At 47.6% G+C, this 17,021-nt stretch carries 18 protein-coding genes; 15 read left to right on the forward strand and 3 right to left on the reverse strand.

The features are described from left to right. Positions 1-76: 76 nt before the first annotated feature. On the forward strand, positions 77-763 hold the full coding sequence (locus EIH25_RS08500; protein WP_124100615.1) for a hypothetical protein: 687 nt from the start codon (positions 77-79) through the stop codon (positions 761-763). A 19-nt stretch (positions 764-782) separates the two neighbouring features. Beyond that, positions 783-1,118 (forward strand): hypothetical protein, encoded by a 336-nt coding sequence (locus EIH25_RS08505; protein WP_124100617.1) that lies wholly within the window; start codon positions 783-785, stop codon positions 1,116-1,118. 200 nt (positions 1,119-1,318) lie between these two features. On the opposite strand, the gene EIH25_RS08510 is transcribed toward EIH25_RS08505, so the two are convergent. Further along, positions 1,319-1,723, reverse strand: coding sequence for an ImmA/IrrE family metallo-endopeptidase (locus EIH25_RS08510; protein ID WP_124100619.1), 405 nt, complete (start codon positions 1,721-1,723; stop codon positions 1,319-1,321). A 19-nt stretch (positions 1,724-1,742) separates the two neighbouring features. Then, positions 1,743-2,075, reverse strand: a complete 333-nt coding sequence (locus EIH25_RS08515) for a helix-turn-helix transcriptional regulator (protein WP_206425699.1) — start codon at positions 2,073-2,075, stop codon at positions 1,743-1,745. Positions 2,076-2,741: 666 nt separating this feature from the next. Between EIH25_RS08515 and EIH25_RS08520 the strand changes: the two genes are divergently transcribed. From EIH25_RS08520 to EIH25_RS08580, 13 genes are all read left to right on the forward strand, one after another. After that, positions 2,742-3,161, forward strand: coding sequence for a phage holin family protein (locus EIH25_RS08520; RefSeq protein ID WP_347561940.1), 420 nt, complete (start codon positions 2,742-2,744; stop codon positions 3,159-3,161). Positions 3,162-3,348: 187 nt separating this feature from the next. Then, complete coding sequence (locus tag EIH25_RS08525; protein ID WP_347561941.1) at positions 3,349-5,433, forward strand: TIM-barrel domain-containing protein; 2,085 nt, start codon at positions 3,349-3,351, stop codon at positions 5,431-5,433. 194 nt (positions 5,434-5,627) lie between these two features. After that, positions 5,628-6,536: a helix-hairpin-helix domain-containing protein gene (locus EIH25_RS08530; RefSeq protein WP_124100623.1), complete on the forward strand. Its 909-nt coding sequence runs from the start codon at positions 5,628-5,630 to the stop codon at positions 6,534-6,536. 319 nt (positions 6,537-6,855) lie between these two features. Then, positions 6,856-7,947: a glutamine amidotransferase family protein gene (locus EIH25_RS08535; RefSeq protein WP_124100625.1), complete on the forward strand. Its 1,092-nt coding sequence runs from the start codon at positions 6,856-6,858 to the stop codon at positions 7,945-7,947. 24 nt (positions 7,948-7,971) lie between these two features. Then, positions 7,972-9,477, forward strand: coding sequence for a glutamate synthase-related protein (locus tag EIH25_RS08540; RefSeq protein ID WP_124100627.1), 1,506 nt, complete (start codon positions 7,972-7,974; stop codon positions 9,475-9,477). A gap of 131 nt (positions 9,478-9,608) precedes the next feature. Next, positions 9,609-10,040 carry a 4Fe-4S dicluster domain-containing protein gene (locus EIH25_RS08545; protein ID WP_124100630.1) on the forward strand — a complete coding sequence of 144 codons (432 nt, stop codon included), beginning with the start codon at positions 9,609-9,611 and terminating at the stop codon, positions 10,038-10,040. 15 nt (positions 10,041-10,055) lie between these two features. After that, on the forward strand, positions 10,056-11,282 hold the full coding sequence (locus EIH25_RS08550) for an FAD-dependent oxidoreductase (protein WP_124100632.1): 1,227 nt from the start codon (positions 10,056-10,058) through the stop codon (positions 11,280-11,282). Positions 11,283-11,305: 23 nt separating this feature from the next. Next, positions 11,306-12,028 (forward strand): glutamate synthase, encoded by a 723-nt coding sequence (locus tag EIH25_RS08555; RefSeq protein WP_124100634.1) that lies wholly within the window; start codon positions 11,306-11,308, stop codon positions 12,026-12,028. 101 nt (positions 12,029-12,129) lie between these two features. Next, positions 12,130-12,576 carry a PaaI family thioesterase gene (locus tag EIH25_RS08560; RefSeq protein WP_124100637.1) on the forward strand — a complete coding sequence of 149 codons (447 nt, stop codon included), beginning with the start codon at positions 12,130-12,132 and terminating at the stop codon, positions 12,574-12,576. 33 nt (positions 12,577-12,609) lie between these two features. Continuing rightward, the gene (locus tag EIH25_RS08565; protein WP_124100639.1) at positions 12,610-13,926 is read left to right on the forward strand and encodes a glutamine synthetase family protein; all 1,317 of its coding nucleotides are present in this window, start codon (positions 12,610-12,612) and stop codon (positions 13,924-13,926) included. A gap of 89 nt (positions 13,927-14,015) precedes the next feature. Beyond that, positions 14,016-14,588 (forward strand): ANTAR domain-containing protein, encoded by a 573-nt coding sequence (locus EIH25_RS08570; protein ID WP_124100641.1) that lies wholly within the window; start codon positions 14,016-14,018, stop codon positions 14,586-14,588. Positions 14,589-14,713: 125 nt separating this feature from the next. After that, a complete protein-coding gene (gene fba / locus EIH25_RS08575; protein WP_124100643.1) occupies positions 14,714-15,577 on the forward strand; it encodes a class II fructose-1,6-bisphosphate aldolase in 864 nt (287 codons plus the stop codon). Positions 15,578-15,676: 99 nt separating this feature from the next. After that, positions 15,677-16,189, forward strand: a complete 513-nt coding sequence (locus EIH25_RS08580) for a QueT transporter family protein (RefSeq protein ID WP_124100645.1) — start codon at positions 15,677-15,679, stop codon at positions 16,187-16,189. Positions 16,190-16,485: 296 nt separating this feature from the next. Here the strand turns inward: EIH25_RS08580 and EIH25_RS08585 are convergent, their stop codons facing one another. Then, positions 16,486-17,019, reverse strand: coding sequence for a methylated-DNA--[protein]-cysteine S-methyltransferase (locus tag EIH25_RS08585; RefSeq protein WP_124100647.1), 534 nt, complete (start codon positions 17,017-17,019; stop codon positions 16,486-16,488). Between the last annotated feature and the right edge of the window lie 2 nt (positions 17,020-17,021).

A 17,021-nucleotide genomic window follows, 5' to 3' on the forward strand; every position in this document is an offset into this window, starting at 1 on the left:
GATTAGTTAAAAATAGAGTAATGTATTTTAAAATCAGTAATTCTACCGCGAGGTTTTCTGATGGAGTGTGACATAAATGATAACTGCCAAAAAACTGCCTAAAACAGCAGTCATAATTATCCTTGCTGTCCTTGCGCTGCTGCAATTGCTGTATATCATTCTTTCCGCGCGTCCGAAGGAAAGAACGGATTTTGATATATATCTTGAAACTCAGAGCCTGCCGCTTTACAGTATCGGTCTTGAGCAGTTTTCCTTTTCTGTTCCCCGGCAGTGGGCGGATTCGTGGACGGACAGCAGCAGTCTTGCAGAGGATATGAAGAACTATTACCTTAATAACGACGGAAGCTCTGAATACAGCTATGAGGATAAAATAATATGCGTAAGGAACGACAACAGTATTCAGATCTTAAAAAGGGGAGAGTTTTATGTAAATTTAGCGGTTGCGGACTGTCCCTATCAAGGTATAAGCTATTCTAAAATTTTTTCCTCGGAGTATCTCGCTTCTCTGGGACTTGATACGGAAGGTATTCTGGTGCGCGAATTTCGGGGAGGAGATCAGCCTGGAAATAATATACCCGACTACTCGGTTTATTCAATTGCGAACTATAATCTTCACTCTTTTGTTGAAAACGGCTTTATGGTAGTTTTAAAATCGCAGGACAAATCAAGGCTTGCGCTTTTAACGGTCAGTATGTCCGACGGATTTGCTGAAAAATATCCCGGACTGGATCGTATTATAACCGAAAGCCTGAAAGAAGTCTGACCGTAAGGAGGGATCCGATATGCGTAAAGCGGGTGTGAAAAATATATTGCTTTTCGCGCTGATTTTAGTAAATATCCTGCTCTTTTTTGTCTGTATGCGTTTTTATATCAAGAATTATAATGAGGATAAGCCCAGGATACCGACGGAATATGAGCTTGTTTCATTTTACAATTACGTAATCAGATCAAGATATATGGATTATAGTTCCGCTTGGTATAACAAAGACGACAACCTGCTGGAAATAGAATTCAGCAATGAGGAAGCAATGGAAATTATAAAAGAAGAAATAAAAAAGCAGGGCTTTGATGAAAAATATTTTAAGTTAGAGGTCGTACAATGGGGAAGTACACCCTGAAGCGGCTGGTTTCATCTTCAAGCGCGGCTAAACGGACAAAGAAAACCCTTTGTGAAAAAACAGACAGGCAGTTCTGAAAATGAATCGCCTGTCTGTTTTTATGCCGTTATCCGCCGGAAGGTTATATTTAATTCGGAGCAAAGCCCGGATGTGAGCGTGGATTTTCATCGGCTGCGACGAAGCAGCCTGCGCCGCAGGAGCTAGGTTATAAGCCCGTAGAGCCTGCAGGCTTTCAGCATGAAATCCTCGGTGACTCCGAAATACTCCGCAAGCTGCCATAGCTCGGTAGCGCCGTTCTCCAGAGCCTCGGCAAGGCTTTCCTTGGGAATGAGCATTTTTATCGCCCATTTGTCCGCGCGGTATTCGCACCTTGACCTGAGCTCAAGAGAGTTTTCGTCATAGAACGCTCCGGTTTCACAGTGACCGACCTCATGCGCCAGAATTACAGTTTCTTCGGCGGAGGTGGATATTTTCGAGCTGTCCATTACTATCGCGCAGTTTCTTGCTCCGTCCATAAGCGACAAGGACCGAGCCTTGTTTAGTCTGCCGTCGATAGTCAGAATATTCCGTCCGTCCGCAAAACGGTAAAGCTCAGCGCTTGTCATCTGCCGTACCCTCTCCTTTTTAGTTTTCGTTTTTTTCCTCTCTCATTTTCCGCGCTATCTTAGCGTAGTGCCTTACCTCTGCCAGAACCTCGTCGTCTATATCGGTAGTTCCGAACAGGGCGAATTTTATGCTGTCGTCGTCCGCCGCAGGAGAGCTTTCCTCTCCCCTCAGAATATAGTCGGTTGAAACGCCGAAGTATTCGCCCAGCTTCACAAGCGTTTCAAGATCCGGCTCTCTCTTGCCAAGCTCGTAAAGACTGTAGGCCTGCTTGGTTATTCCCAGATAGCCGGCAACCGTCTGCTGAGATACCTTTTTTTCGTTTCTCAGCTTTCTAAGCCTTTCGTTAAACATACTGTCTGTCTGCCGCATTGATCCGGCTGCCGCAGACCGTCCTCCTCTCGTCTTTCAGATATACTCTCCTTCAATTATTCAGGAGCTGTAATATCATTATATCAACGGAATGTTGTCTTGTCAAGAGCGTCGACATTTAGTTGTCTGATTTTGTGCAAAGTGCCAAAAACAATATTTTGTACAACAAACTGTTGACAAATACATAAAAATAGGTTATAATAAAGACAACGAAGGGTTGATAGAACAAGAAAGCGGGCTGAGAAAAAACAGTCAGAGAAAGCTAGTATTTCAACATTTAGTTGACACAAAAGCTTTTCTGTATATGTTATACCATTTATCCTTTGATAAGTCAATAGCTTACAGTACAGTGAAATGTACAGTAAAAAGTCAAAGGAAAACAGCGCGTATACCCTTGCCGTATTTAAAACGGCGGCAGGCGGCGCGGATACAAGTAATCAGGATAAGGAGGCGCAGGAATATGAGCGGATAAGGCGGCGGAGCAAAACGCTCCGAAAAATCTGAAAAGGGTCGTAAATGTGTATAAACAAAGCTGAATCTATATTATAAGAAAGGAAGAAAGGCTGTGGATTTCAAATTGAATTATCGGAAAACGGCGGAAGCGTACATGGCAGTCGGTCAGAACTGCCGCAGGGGAGAACGGTGCCTGTGGACAGTGTAAGGCATAGGGTCATGGCAGCGGCGGGACTGGCAGGGTCGGCAATAGCCGAGCTTTTCGGCGGCTGGACCAGCGCTATGACGACGCTGATAATTTTTATGGCGATAGACTACATAACAGGAATTATAGTCGCGGGAGTTTTCAAGAAATCGCTGAAATCTCAGAGCGGGGCGCTGGAAAGCAAGGCGGGCTTCAAGGGACTTTGCCGCAAGGGAACGGCGCTGCTGATACTGCTGGTTTCCTGCCGGCTGGACAGGCTGATGGGAACGGAGTATCTGAAAAACGCGGTATGTATCGCTTTTATTGTCAACGAAACGCTTTCAATAACCGAAAACGCCGGACTGATGGGGATACCTGTTCCCTCGCCGCTGAAAAAGGCGATAGATATTCTCAGAAATAAAGAAAAATAAATATAAAAAAGAACAGAACTAAGGAGAAAACAAAACGAGTTTCTGCAAATGCAGATCTTTTGTGAAAAAATAAAAGCTTAAACGATTAAGCCTATTGCAATAGCCGCGGATATGAAGTAAAATAAAATTACCGGATCGCTCAGAGGTCCGTCCGCGCTGCGGAATAATAATGAAACGGAGGGGCGGCTTGTGCCGCGGAATGCTTATGAGGGTATATACTGAGGATAACAGGCTTGTGATAAGATCGGGAACCTCGCGGGTGTGGATAGAACCGTGGGGTGAAAGCTCTGTAAGAGTAAGGATGACAAGGGAACCGGAGATGGACGCAAACGATTGGGCTCTTTCGGAAAAGCCGGCGGAGCGCAGAGCCGAAATACGCTGTGAAACGGTGGATACTACTGATCCGTGGTACAGGGGAGAGGAATACTCCGCTTATCACCAGACCGGTAAGAATTATTATCTGACCAACGGAAAAATTACCGTAAAGGTAGATTATGAGGGGAAAATAAGCTTTTACAATCAGCGGGGAGAGCTGCTGACCGAGGAATACCGCCGGGACAGAAACCGTATAAACCGTTACTGCGTTCCGCTGAGAATAGAGGCGAAGGAGCTCAAATGTATCCCGGGAACTACTGATTATGAGCTTTACGCGAGATTCGAGGCGTTTGATAACGAGAGAATCTACGGAATGGGGCAGTATCAGGAGAAAAACCTGAATAAGAAGGGCGCGGCGTTGGAGCTGTGCCACAGAAACAGTCAGGCAAGCGTTCCGTTTATGCTTTCCAGCAGAGGCTACGGCTTTTTGTGGAACAATCCGGCGGTAGGCTCGGCGGTGTTCGGCACAAACAAGACGGAGTGGTATGCCAAAAGCGCCAAAAAGCTTGACTATTTTATAACCGCAGGAGATACTCCGGCTGAAATAGAGGAGAATTATACGGCGGCGGCAGGAAGAGCTCCGAGAATGCCTGAATACGGGCTTGGCTACTGGCAGTGCAAGCTGAGATACCGCACTCAGGAGGAGCTTCTGGCGGTGGCGAGGGAGCATAAGCGCAGAGGGCTTCCGATGGACGCGATAGTAATAGACTTTTTCCACTGGACCAGGCAGGGCGACTTTAAGTTTGAGCCGAGAGACTGGCCGGACCCTGAGGGAATGGTAAGGGAGCTTAAGGAGCTTGGCATTGAAACGGTAGTGTCTGTATGGCCAACCATTGACGAGAAAAGCGAGAATTACGGGGAAATGGCTGATAAGGGCTATCTTGTCAGCGCCGACAGGGGAAATAATCTGCATATGACGTGGATGGGAAACACTGTTTTCTATGACGCAACAAATCCCGGGGCGAGAAGCTTTGTGTGGGAAAAATGCAGGGATAACTATTACAGATACGGTATACGCTGCTTCTGGCTGGACGAGGCGGAGCCGGAATACGGTCCGTATGACTTTGACAACTACCGCTATTATGCCGGTCCAGCTTTGCAGTGTACCAATATCTACCCCAAGCTGTATGCCAAGGGCTTTTACGACGGGCTGAAGGCGGAGGGCGAAAAGGACATCCTCAGCCTTGTGCGCTGCGCCTGGGCGGGAAGCCAGAAGTACGGAGTCCTTACCTGGTCTGGAGATATTCATTCTTCGTTCAGGGCGATGAGAGAGCAGCTTCAGGCAGGGCTTAACATGGGAATAGCGGGAATCCCCTGGTGGACCTCCGATATCGGCGGCTTTTTGGGCGGCGATATTTCAGACGGGGAGTTCAAGGAACTGCTTGTGCGCTGGTTTGAATGGGGAGCGTTCTGTCCGGTATTCCGTATGCACGGAGAAAGATCTCCGTGGTACGAGAGGGAGGAGGAATACATAAACGGCGTCCGGCAGCTGACCTCCGGACAGGACAACGAGGTGTGGAGCTTCGGAGAGGATAATTACGGGATATTGAAGAAATATCTTTTTATCAGGGAGCGTCTGCGCCCTTATATAAGAGAGTGCATGGACAGGGCAAGCGAAAAGGGAGAACCGGTAATGAGGCCTTTGTTCTTTGATTTCAGCTCGGACAGCAGGGCTTGGGAAACGGAGGACGAGTATATGTTCGGACCGGATATACTGGTGGCTCCGGTCATGGAAGCCGGAGCTGACAGAAGAAGGGTATATCTGCCGAAGGGCGCAAGATGGACGGAGGCGCACACCAAAAAGACCTATGAGGGCGGAAGCCTGATAGAGTGCGCGGCGCCGCTTGATATTATTCCTGTTTTTTACCGTGCGGAAAAGCATTTTGAAATTTACTGACGGCAGCCTGCCGGAAGCGCTTATAAAGTAAGCGGTAAGGAGGAAGGCTGAGTACATACGTCTGATACTGGAGTCAGAAATGTAAACAATTTGTAAAAGAATGCGGATGTTTCTTGATTCAGATACGGGATTATGCTATCATTCAGATATGAAAACGACATTTTTCGACATATCCTGTCTGTGAGGTGAACATCTTGCAGGGAAATGACAAAAAAGATTCCGACATTGATAAGAAAAGCTTTCCCAAGATAAAATCCAAGGGTATACCGATTTTCACCGCCGTTTGCGTTACAGCTATTATAACTGCTGCCGCAGCGGCGTTTTTTATTAATAATTCCGGCGGTGAGGAAAACGAGCCGGTGCAGTTTAATTACAGCTCGCAGGTTACGGTTTATACGACTCAGAGCCTGCCGGAGGAAACGCGGGGCTCCTCAAAGACCGAGGCACGTTCGTCTTCGTCGAAGAAAACCGCTTCCGAAACGGCTTCGGCGGAAACGTCGTACGCCGCTGAAACGCAGACGCAGACTGAAACCCAGACGGAAATGGTCTACAGCTTTCCGGCGGACATAAATCTTGTTAGTGCCGAACAGCTTATGCAAATTGACGGCATAGGGGAGGTTACGGCGCGGAAGATTCTGGATTACCGTGGCGCGGTGGGCGTGATACACGATCTTGATATGCTGCTTGAAATAGACGGAATAGGAGAAGCCACGCTTGAAAAGCTTAAAGGATATCTGTATGTAGCGGATAAAGATTATATCCCTGCGACATCTGTAACTACTCAGGCACCGAGTACGACTGCAGAGACTTCCGAAACAGTAACAACCGCTAAAAGATCATCAGGTGCCGTTTCGGTTGCTACAACGGTTAAAACAACCTCACGCACGACAACTACCGCCGCTCCGCTGATGAAAATAGTCAATATAAATACCGCCTCGGCGCAGGAGCTTTCAGAGGGTCTGCTTATTGATATCGAGCTGGCGGAGGATATAGTCGAACTCAGAACGAACATACAGTATTTTGTAAATGATCTGGAATTGCTGTATGTAGAGGGATTTTCTAAGGAAATGCTTGTTGAAAGAAGACCATATATAACGCTGTAAATGTAATAAATGGCATATAACTTTTCAGCTTTTGAAAGTTGATTGTTGCAAACTTTCAAAAATGCTGTGCTTTAATACTGATTTATGAGTTAAATTATACAAAATTGAATGAACAGAGCTGTTGCCATGCAAAAAAGGGTTGACAAGATCTGATATTTATGATAAAATAATTTCTGCGGAACAAAGACGTTCATTTTACAGGCGGTCTGCGCCTGTTTAATGGACGTTTTTTTGCGTCTGGAAGAATATTTCAGGTGGGTTTGGGAAACGCGGTATCCGGGGGGATACAGAAGATTTTAATTTATAAGGAGGAATTTGTATGCTGCGCGAGGGTGAGATCAGGATTCCGTCAGGCTGTGCGATATCCGGAGTAATTTCAAGGAGCGGAAAGAATATAAACGGCTCTGAGATCGTAAAATCCATTGCAACGATGCACGACCGTTCAAACGGTCTGGGAGGCGGTTTCGCCGGATACGGAATTTATCCGCAGTACGCCGATTATTACGCTTTTCATGTTTTTTACGACTCAAATAAATCGAGGGAAGAATGCGAGAGGTTTCTTGACAGGCATTTTGATATTATAAACCTTTCAAAGATACCGGTGAGAAAAAGCGATAAGATTACGGCGGAGCCTCTTATCTGGAGATATTTTGTGGCTCCCCTGCCTACAAAGCTAAAGGATTCTCATCTTGACGAAAAGGAATTTGTTACAAGGTGCGTTATCAATATCAACGCCAATATAGACGGGGCGTATGTTTTTTCGTGCGGAAAGAATATGGGAGTATTCAAGGCGGTAGGCTTTCCGGAGGACGTGGGAGAGTATTTCAGGCTTGACGAATACGAAGGCTATTCGTGGACTGCCCACGGAAGGTATCCGACCAATACGCCCGGCTGGTGGGGCGGCGCTCATCCGTTTGCTATGCTCGACTATTCGATCGTCCATAACGGAGAGATCTCCAGCTACGACGCAAACAGAAGAAATATTGAGATGTACGGCTATAAATGTACATTGCAGACTGACACCGAGGTAATTACATATATTATCGACTATCTGCTGAGAAAACAAAAGCTTACCCTTGAAGAGTGCGCCGAGGTTATCGCCGCGCCGTTCTGGTCCACGATCGACAGAATGAGCGACGAGGACAAGGAAAGGGCGAGGTATCTGAGAAACGCGTTTTCAAGTCTGCTGATTACAGGTCCGTTTTCCATAATCCTCGGCTTCGAGGGCGGACTTATGGCTCTTAACGACAGGCTGAAGCTCAGGTCAATGGTTATCGGAGAAAAGGACGACAGAGTTTACATGGCAAGCGAGGAGTGCGCCGTCAGAGTCATCGAGCCGGAGCTGGACAGGATATGGACTCCCAAGGGCGGAGAACCTGTAATCGCCATGCTTGACAGCTACGGAAAGTAATGTATAAGAAGGGATGGTATTTCAATGGCTGTAGATTTTCTGTATCCCGAATACGAGATCGTAAGGGATTATAATAAATGTATCGGCTGCCGCGTATGTGAAAGGCAGTGCGCTAACTGCGCTCATTCCTATGACGAAGAAACGGACAGAATGGTTTCGGACGATTCTAAGTGCGTGAACTGTCACAGGTGCGTGTCGCTTTGTCCTACAAGAGCGCTCAAAATAGTTCATACAGACCACACGTTCAAGCATAATTCAAACTGGACGGGAGAAACGATTTCAGAGATATACCGTCAGGCGGGCTCGGGCGGCGTGCTGCTGTCTTCAATGGGCAACCCGAAAAATTATCCCGTTTACTGGGACAAGATACTGCTTAACGCTTCGCAGGTAACCAATCCTCCTATCGACCCGCTCAGAGAGCCTATGGAAACAAAGGTCTTTCTGGGAGCGAAGCCGAAGAAGATAGAGCGTGACGACAAGGGCAGGCTGGTAAACAATCTTTCACCGCAGATAGAGCTTTCAACGCCGGTCATGTTTTCGGCAATGTCCTACGGCTCTATCAGCTACAACGCCCATGAAAGCCTTGCGAGAGCGGCGGAGGAGCTTGGTATCCTTTACAATACCGGCGAGGGCGGACTTCACCCCGACTTTTACAAGTACGGACCCAACACGATAGTACAGGTAGCTTCCGGACGCTTCGGCGTATCCAAGGATTATCTGAAGGCGGGAGCGGCCATCGAAATAAAAATGGGACAGGGAGCGAAGCCCGGTATCGGCGGACATCTGCCGGGAATCAAGGTTTCCGAGGATATTTCCAAGACAAGAATGATACCCGAGGGCTCGGACGCGATCTCGCCCGCTCCTCACCATGATATTTACTCCATTGAGGATCTGAGGCAGCTTGTTTATTCGCTCAAGGAGGCTTCCAACTATGAAAAGCCGGTTATCGTAAAGATCGCGGCGGTTCACAACGTTGCGGCGATCGCCTCCGGTATAGCGAGAAGCGGCGCTGATATTATCGCTATCGACGGCTTCAGAGGCGGTACGGGAGCAGCTCCCACAAGGATCAGGGACAATGTAGGTATCCCGATCGAGCTTGCCCTTGCGTCTGTAGACCAGCGTCTGAGGGACGAGGGTATCAGGGATAACGTTTCGGTCGTAGTAGGAGGCTCTATACGCTCCTCAGCGGACGTTGTAAAAGCCATCGCTCTGGGAGCGGACGCGGTTTATATTGCAACGGCGGCGGTTCTGGCGCTTGGCTGTCATCTTTGCAGAACCTGCCAGACAGGCAAATGCAACTGGGGAATCGCGACTCAGAGAGAGGACCTTGTAAGACGCCTTAATCCGGAGATAGGCTACAAGCGTCTTGTAAACCTTGTAAAGGCCTGGGATCATGAGATCAAGGAAATTATGGGCGGAATGGGTATCAACTCTATCGAAGCCCTTAAGGGAAACAGACTTATGCTGAGAGGAATCGGACTGACTGAAAAGGAGCTTTCCATTCTGGGAATCAAGCACGCCGGAGAATAGCGGGAAACGCCGCGGGCGGATATGATAATTATTTAAACGCAGACGGCTGAATATGAAACAGGGGTTTTGCCTTGCGAGGGCAGAAATTCCGCAGCCGCGCGGTGAATTGAGAGTGAGGTTGGGTTCGTAGTATGAAACGAGTTTATGTAAATGAAAAGTGGTGTCTTGGCTGTCACCTGTGCGAGTATAACTGCGCATACGCTAACTCAGGCAAGGACGATATGGTCAAGGCTCTGAAAAACGTTAAAATAAATCCCCGTATCCAGATCGAGGAAAAGGACGGCATAGCCTTCGCGGTACAGTGCCGTCACTGCGAGGAGCCGCTGTGCGTAAAGGGCTGCATTACAGGCGCTCTTTCCGTAAAGGACGGAGTTATCGAGGTTGACAAGGATAAATGCGTGGGCTGCTTTACCTGTATTCTTTCCTGTCCCTACGGCGCTATTATGCCGGACGACGACGGTCACGCGATCCAGAAGTGCGAGCTTTGCGTTAAAAACGCGAACGGTCAGCCCGCCTGCGTAGCCGGCTGTCCCAACAAGGCCATAGTTTTTGAGGAAAGATAAGGGGGAGCGGAAGTAATGAGCAAATTTGTTATTATCGGAAACTCAGCCGGAGCAATAGGCAGTGTGGAGGGAATAAGAAGCGTTGATAAGGCTTCGGAGATAGTGCTTATTGCAAGCGAGCCGTATCACACCTATTCCCGTCCGCTTATTTCCTATCTGCTGTGGGGAAAGACCGACGAGCAGAGAATGAAATACCGTCCGGACAGCTTTTACAAGGACAATAACGTAAAAACGCTGCTCGGCAGGACTGTAACTAAAATAGACGCCGAAAAGAAAACCGTAACGCTTGATTCGGGCGAAACGGTTAGTTACGACAAGCTGCTTAACGCCACCGGCTCTTCGCCCTTTGTTCCGCCGATGGAGGGACTTGAAAAGGTCGAAAACAAATTTACCTTTATGACTCTTGACGACGCTCACGCGCTTGAAGCCAGTCTGAATAAGGACAGCAGGGTTCTTGTTATCGGAGCGGGACTTATCGGTCTTAAATGCGTAGAGGGAATTGCCGACAGAGTAGGGGAAATCACCGTTGTGGATATGGCGGACAGGATACTGCCTTCGGTTCTCGATCAGGAGGGCGCCGCTCTGGTACAAAGCTTTATCGAGGAGCGCGGAGTAAGGTTCTGCCTCGGGGACAGCGCGACGAAATTTGAAAAGAACAAGGCTGTGCTTAAAAGCGGAAAGGAGATCGGCTTCGATCTGCTGGTGCTTGCGGTAGGCGTGCGGCCCAACGTTTCTCTGCTGAAGGAGGCAGGAGCGGAGGTAAACAGAGGAATAGTCACCAACGAAAAATGCGAAACCAGCATTCGGGATATTTATGCCGCAGGGGACTGTACCGAATCATATGATATTTCAGTCGGTCAGGACAGAATCCTCGCGCTGCTGCCCAACGCTTATATGCAGGGAGAAACGGCGGGTATAAATATCGCCGGAGGAGAAAAGCTTTACGACAATGCGATCCCGATGAACGCTATGGGAATGTTCGGCTACCATATGATTACCGCCGGAAGCTACGAGGGAGATATTTATACTGAAAAGAGCGGCAGAAATTATAAGAAGCTTTTCTACAGGGACAACAGGCTTGTCGGATACATAATGATAGGCGATATCGCAAGAGCGGGTATATATACCAGTCTTATCAAAAAGAAAACGCCGCTTGATTCCGTTGATTTCGAGCTGATTAAGCGCAAGCCTCAGCTGATGGCGTTTTCCAAGAAAAAGCGCGCGGAATTTCTGGCGAGGTAGGTTAAGGATAAGGGGGATAAATTATGAAGATCACAGCAGGTTTAATGCATTTCAAGGAGCTTAACGACAAGCTCAAGGCCTGTACCGATGAGCCTGTCGTTATTGAAAACTGTCTGGGACAGAGATATATCGCTTCGGGAAGAACAGCCGGGGATATTATTATAAACGGTACTCCGGGAAACGCCTTGGGGGCTTATCTTGACGGCTGCGATATTACCGTTTACGGAAACGCTCAGGACGCTACGGGCGATACGATGAATAACGGAACAATTACGGTTTTCGGCTCTTCGGGCGACGCTACCGGCTACGCCATGAGAGGCGGAAAAATATATGTGCGCGACAGCGCGGGCTACAGAGCCGGAATCCACATGAAATCATATATGGATCATATTCCGGTGCTTGTTATCGGCGGAAAGGCCGGCTCGTTCCTGGGAGAGTATCAGGCGGGGGGCTATATAATAGTTCTCGGTCTGGGCTTTGAGGAAGAAATCCCGGTGGGAAATTTCTGCGGAACGGGAATGCACGGAGGAAAGATATTCCTCAGAACCAATACTCTTCCCAAGGATCTTCCGGCTCAGGTAAAGGCGGCGGAGGCCTCCGGGGAGGATCTTGCGGAGATCGAGGATTATATCGAGGAATATTGCGGAAAGTTCGGAATAGATAAGGAAAAGGTAATGAAAGAAAAATTCTATGTTCTTACTCCGGATACAAAAAATCCGTATAAACAGCTTTACACGCCTAATTAAATGTTGTATAATAATAAGAGGCTATACCGGACGCGTCCGGTGTAACCTCTTTTATGATGATGCCGCCGTGCGTTTATGCGGACGGATAATGAGGGAATGTTATGGATAAAATCAAAAAAGCGAAGGAATTTTTTATCAAGGACAGATACGCTATGATAACTACGGGGATAGATATCGTAGCTGTAGATAAAAGGTATGCCAAGTGCAGTCTGAAGCTTGACGAGCGGCATATGAACGCGACGGGGCACGTTATGGGCGGCGCTATATTTACTCTCGCGGACTTTGTTTTCGCCGTCGCTGCCAATTTCGAGCAGCCTGCCACCGTTACTACCGTAAGCCAGATAAGCTATATGGGCTCTCCCAAGGGGAATGTACTTTACGGGGAAAGCAGGCTTCTGAAGGACGGAAAACGGACGTGCTATTATGAGATAAACATTACAGACGAGATGGGAAATCCGGTGGCGGTCGTAAGCGCCTCGGGTATGCATATAGAAGGGAACGGTCAGAGCGGACGGGGTCTGCTTTGCGGGTCAGAAGCTGAAGTCTGATAAAGGCGGACTCGGGAACAGGAGGATAAGTAAATGAAATACACGGAAAAAGAGGTTCTGCAGTTTGTTGAGGAAAACGACGTTAAGTTTGTAAAGCTGATGTTCTGCGATATTTTCGGCTGTCTGAAAAACATTTCGATCATATCCAGCGATCTTCCTAAGGTTTTCGCTTCGGGACTTGCCTTTGACGCTTCAAAGGTGGCAGGCTTTATGAACGTAACCGAGGGGGATCTGCTGCTGTATCCGGATCCCGACACTCTTTCTCTGCTGCCGTGGAGGCCTCAGCAGGGCAGGGTCGTAAGATTTTTCTGCAATATAAAGAACAGCGACGGAACTCCTTTCGATGGAGACGGACGGTTTTTCCTTAAAACGGCTATGGACTACGCGAGATACAAGGGATATATTTTTCAGATAGGAACTTCATGCGAGTTCTATGTATTTGAAACCGACGAAAACGGTATGCCGACCAAAATACCCCACGATTATGCCGGATACTGCGACGTTGCCCCTGCCGACAGAGGAGAAAATCTGAGAAGGGATATATGCCTTACGATGGAGCAGATGGATATTGTTCCTGAAAGCTCCCGTCACGAGGCGGGGCCGGGACAGAACGAGATAGATTTCCAGTATTCAAACGCTCTCAACGCGGCGGATAACCTTGTTACCTTTAAAAACATGGTAAAATCTATAGCGGCGAGAAACGGTATGTTCGCCTCGTTTATGCCCAAGCCTCTGCCTGACAAGTGCGGAAGCGGACTGCATATATATCTTTCCTGCATTAAGAACGGAAAAAATATCTTCAGCACGAAAGGCGATTTTTCGTCTGACGCCAGGAGCATGATGGCGGGAGCGCTGCGCGAGATCCCCGCCATGACGCTGTTTATGAACAGCATCACAAATTCATATTCAAGGCTGGGCGAGCATCTTGCGCCTAAATACGTTACCTGGACTCATAAGAACTATGCCCAGCTTATGAGAGCGCCCGCAAAGGAAAGCGAGGAGAATGAGATAATCCTGCGCTCGGCGGACAATACCTGCAATCCTTATTTTGCTCTGGGTCTGCTTATCTATGCCTGTATGAAAGGGCTTGAGGACTCGGAGGAGCTCTGCGAGCCGGCGGATTTTGATCTTCATAAGGCGGATAATGAAACGCTTGCCGGTTTTGAAAAGCTGCCTTGCTCGCTTGAAGAGGCGGTAAAACGCGCGGAGGACAGCGAATTTCTCAGGGAGCATCTTCCGGAGAGAGTGCTTGAAAGCTATATTTCAATGAAGAAAAGCGATTGGAGCGATTACATGAACGCTCAGGACAAGGAGATATATGAGTCGGTGAAATATTTCTACACGCTTTAAAGCCGCGCCGGAAAACGGGAAATACATAGCAGGCAAGGGTCTGCGGATAATAAAGGTTATCGTTTTAAAGCGGGAGGAGGTGCGCCGATATGGACAGGGTTCTTGTCGTTTCAAGCAGTGAAAAGGCTACCGCGGCTATAGTAAGCATGGTCAGGGAGGCGTTTCCTGCCTGCGGACAGTCGGTAGTCGGTTCAGGAATAGAGGCAAGGCGGATCGCGGCGGAAAACAACTATGACGCGGTTATTATAAATTGTCCCTTGTCTGACGAATACGGAAACGAGCTGGCGGAGCTTTTTACGGAATCGTCTATGGCGAGCTGCATAATGATAGTAAAGGCTGAAACCGCCGACGCGGTAAGCGAGCGGGTGGAGGATATGGGAGTTATGGTTATTCCCAAGCCTCTGAGCAGGCAGCTGTTTTTTCAGATGATGAAATTCGTAAACGCCTCAAGAAGGCGTATGCTGGGCATACAGCATGAGAATATAAAGCTTCACAAAAAGCTGGAGGAAATAAGAAACGTCAACAGAGCGAAGCTTGCGCTTATGCAGTATCTCAGCTTTACGGAGCAGCAGGCGCACAGATATCTTGAGAAGCAGGCAATGGATCTTCGGATAACGAAAAACGAGGTAGCGCTTAAGGTAATAAAAATGTACGAAAATTGAATGTGTGCAAAATGTTAAAATACAGCCGCTATATTGTTAATTTCAGAAAAATCCGTTGCAATTCCGGAGCAAAGATAGTATAATATATTTGTTGTTTCAAAAAGCAAAACGAAAGGGTGTTTAATATGTTGGTTTCAACTAAGGAAATGATGGCTAAGGCTGTTGAGGGACACTACGCTGTAGGTCAGTTCAACATCAACAATCTTGAGTGGACAAAGGCAATACTGCTTACCGCTGAGGAGCTTAAATCACCTGTAATTCTCGGAGTATCCGAGGGCGCCGGAAAATATATGTGCGGCTACAAGACTGTAGTAGGCATGGTGAACGGAATGCTGGAGGAGCTTAACATTACGGTTCCAGTCGCTCTTCACCTTGACCACGGCTCTTTCGAGGGCGCAAAGGCCTGCATAAATGCCGGATTCTCATCTATCATGTTTGACGGCTCTCATTATCCTATTGAAGAAAACATTGCAAAGACAACAGCTCTTGTAAACACCTGTGACGTTTTAGGTATATCGCTTGAGGCCGAGGTCGGCTCAATCGGCGGAGAAGAGGACGGAGTTATCGGAGCCGGCGAGTGCGCTGATCCTGACGAGTGCAAGATGATCGCTGATCTGGGCGTTACGATGCTCGCTGCCGGAATCGGTAATATTCACGGCAAATATCCTGAGAACTGGGCCGGACTTTCCTTTGAAACTCTGGCGGCAGTCAAGGAGAAGGTAGGAGATATGCCTCTGGTTCTTCACGGCGGCACAGGAATTCCTGCCGACATGATCAAAAAGGCTATTTCGCTCGGCGTTGCAAAGATCAACGTAAACACTGAGTGTCAGCTTGCTTTTGCCGCCGCTACAAGAGAGTATGTAGAAGCGGGCAAGGATCTGCAGGGCAAGGGCTTCGACCCGAGAAAGCTTCTGGCTCCGGGATTTGAGGCTATCAAGGCGACAGTAAAGGAAAAGATGGAGCTGTTCGGCTCTGTAGGGAAGGCTTGATTTAAAGCTCAGGCTGTTTTTCAGCGGAACTTTCCGAGAAAATATAATACGAGTGTAACCTAGACCACCACTCGAAAATAAAAACAAGGAGAAATCTGTATGGAGATTTTTAATTCGCGCCGTATTACCAATATAGGCGTTGTTGCGGCAATTTATGTAGTTATAACCCTTGTCGGAGGCGGACTTGCCTACGGACAGGTTCAGTTCAGGGTATCTGAAGCGCTGGTGCTTCTGTGCTTTTTCAACAAGGATTATATCCTGTCGATGTCTATCGGGTGCTTTATAGCTAATCTGTTCAGCACTGTAGGTTTGATCGACACGGTTGTGGGAACGGCTGCAACGATTATCTCCGTGGCGCTGATATATGTATGCAGAAACAGATTGAATCTGTTTGCGGTTTCGCTTTTCCCAGTATTGTTTAACGCGGTATTTGTGGGAGCGGAGCTGAAGTTTGTAGCGAATCTGCCGTTCTTTGCAAGCGCGGCGGGGGTTGCGTTGGGCGAATTTGTATGCGTATCGGTTTTAGGCGTTGTGCTAATAAGGGCTTTGTCAAAGAACAAACGCTTTATGAAGCTTATCATGGCGGGACACAATGCTGATTCACTTAGTTAACTGGGGCAGGCAATAGTTTGTCCTTGTATAAATCGCTCGAATTTTCTTTGAAGATTCGGTGTCTTGAAAGAAAATTCGAGATGATTTTATTTTAAATTTATATGCGGATATGGCGGAATAGGCAGACGCGCTGGCTTCAGGTTTCGTCATGTCAGTGTAAAAAATTATAAATGTTTTAAGACCCATAGCCGGGTCTTTTTTGTTATTTAGTTTGGTTGGGTCTTATCGTAGCTGAAAGCTGCTTAGTATGCGTTTTTTCCTTACGGATTTTTGTATTGTTACTGTATTTGATGAAGTTATAACGCTGTCCCTTTCTTTGGCACAAAAAACGAGGACATATCTGCATTTTCCAGTGTAAGCAGCTGCACCTTTTTCTCAATGCCGCCGGCATATCCTGTTAAGCTTCCGTTTGTACCGACAACACGATGGCATGGAATAATAAGGGAAATGGAATTATGTCCCACAGCGCCGCCGACAGCCTGTGCGGACATTTTAGAAAGTCCTTTCTGTTTCGCTATTATTTCCGCAATCTCGCCGTAGGTCATTGTTTTTCCAAAGGGAATGGTCAGCATAATTTCCCATACCGCTTTACGAAACGGTGTTGTCTGCATGTACAGCGGCGGCGTAAAATCAGGCGCTTTACCGTTAAAGTAAATATCCAGCCAACGGGCAGACTGTTCAAATATCGGCAAACCTTTTTCCTCGTATTTTTCTTCGAGCGTATCTCCAAAATATTTCTGTCCGTCAAACCAAAGCCCTGTGAGTTCTGTTCCGTTACTGGAGAGTGTAATACCGCCCAAAGGCGAGTTGTAATGATATGTATAGGTCATAA

The organism is Ruminococcus sp. Marseille-P6503 (genome assembly GCF_900604945.1).
Lineage (GTDB): Bacteria > Bacillota > Clostridia > Oscillospirales > Ruminococcaceae > FB2012.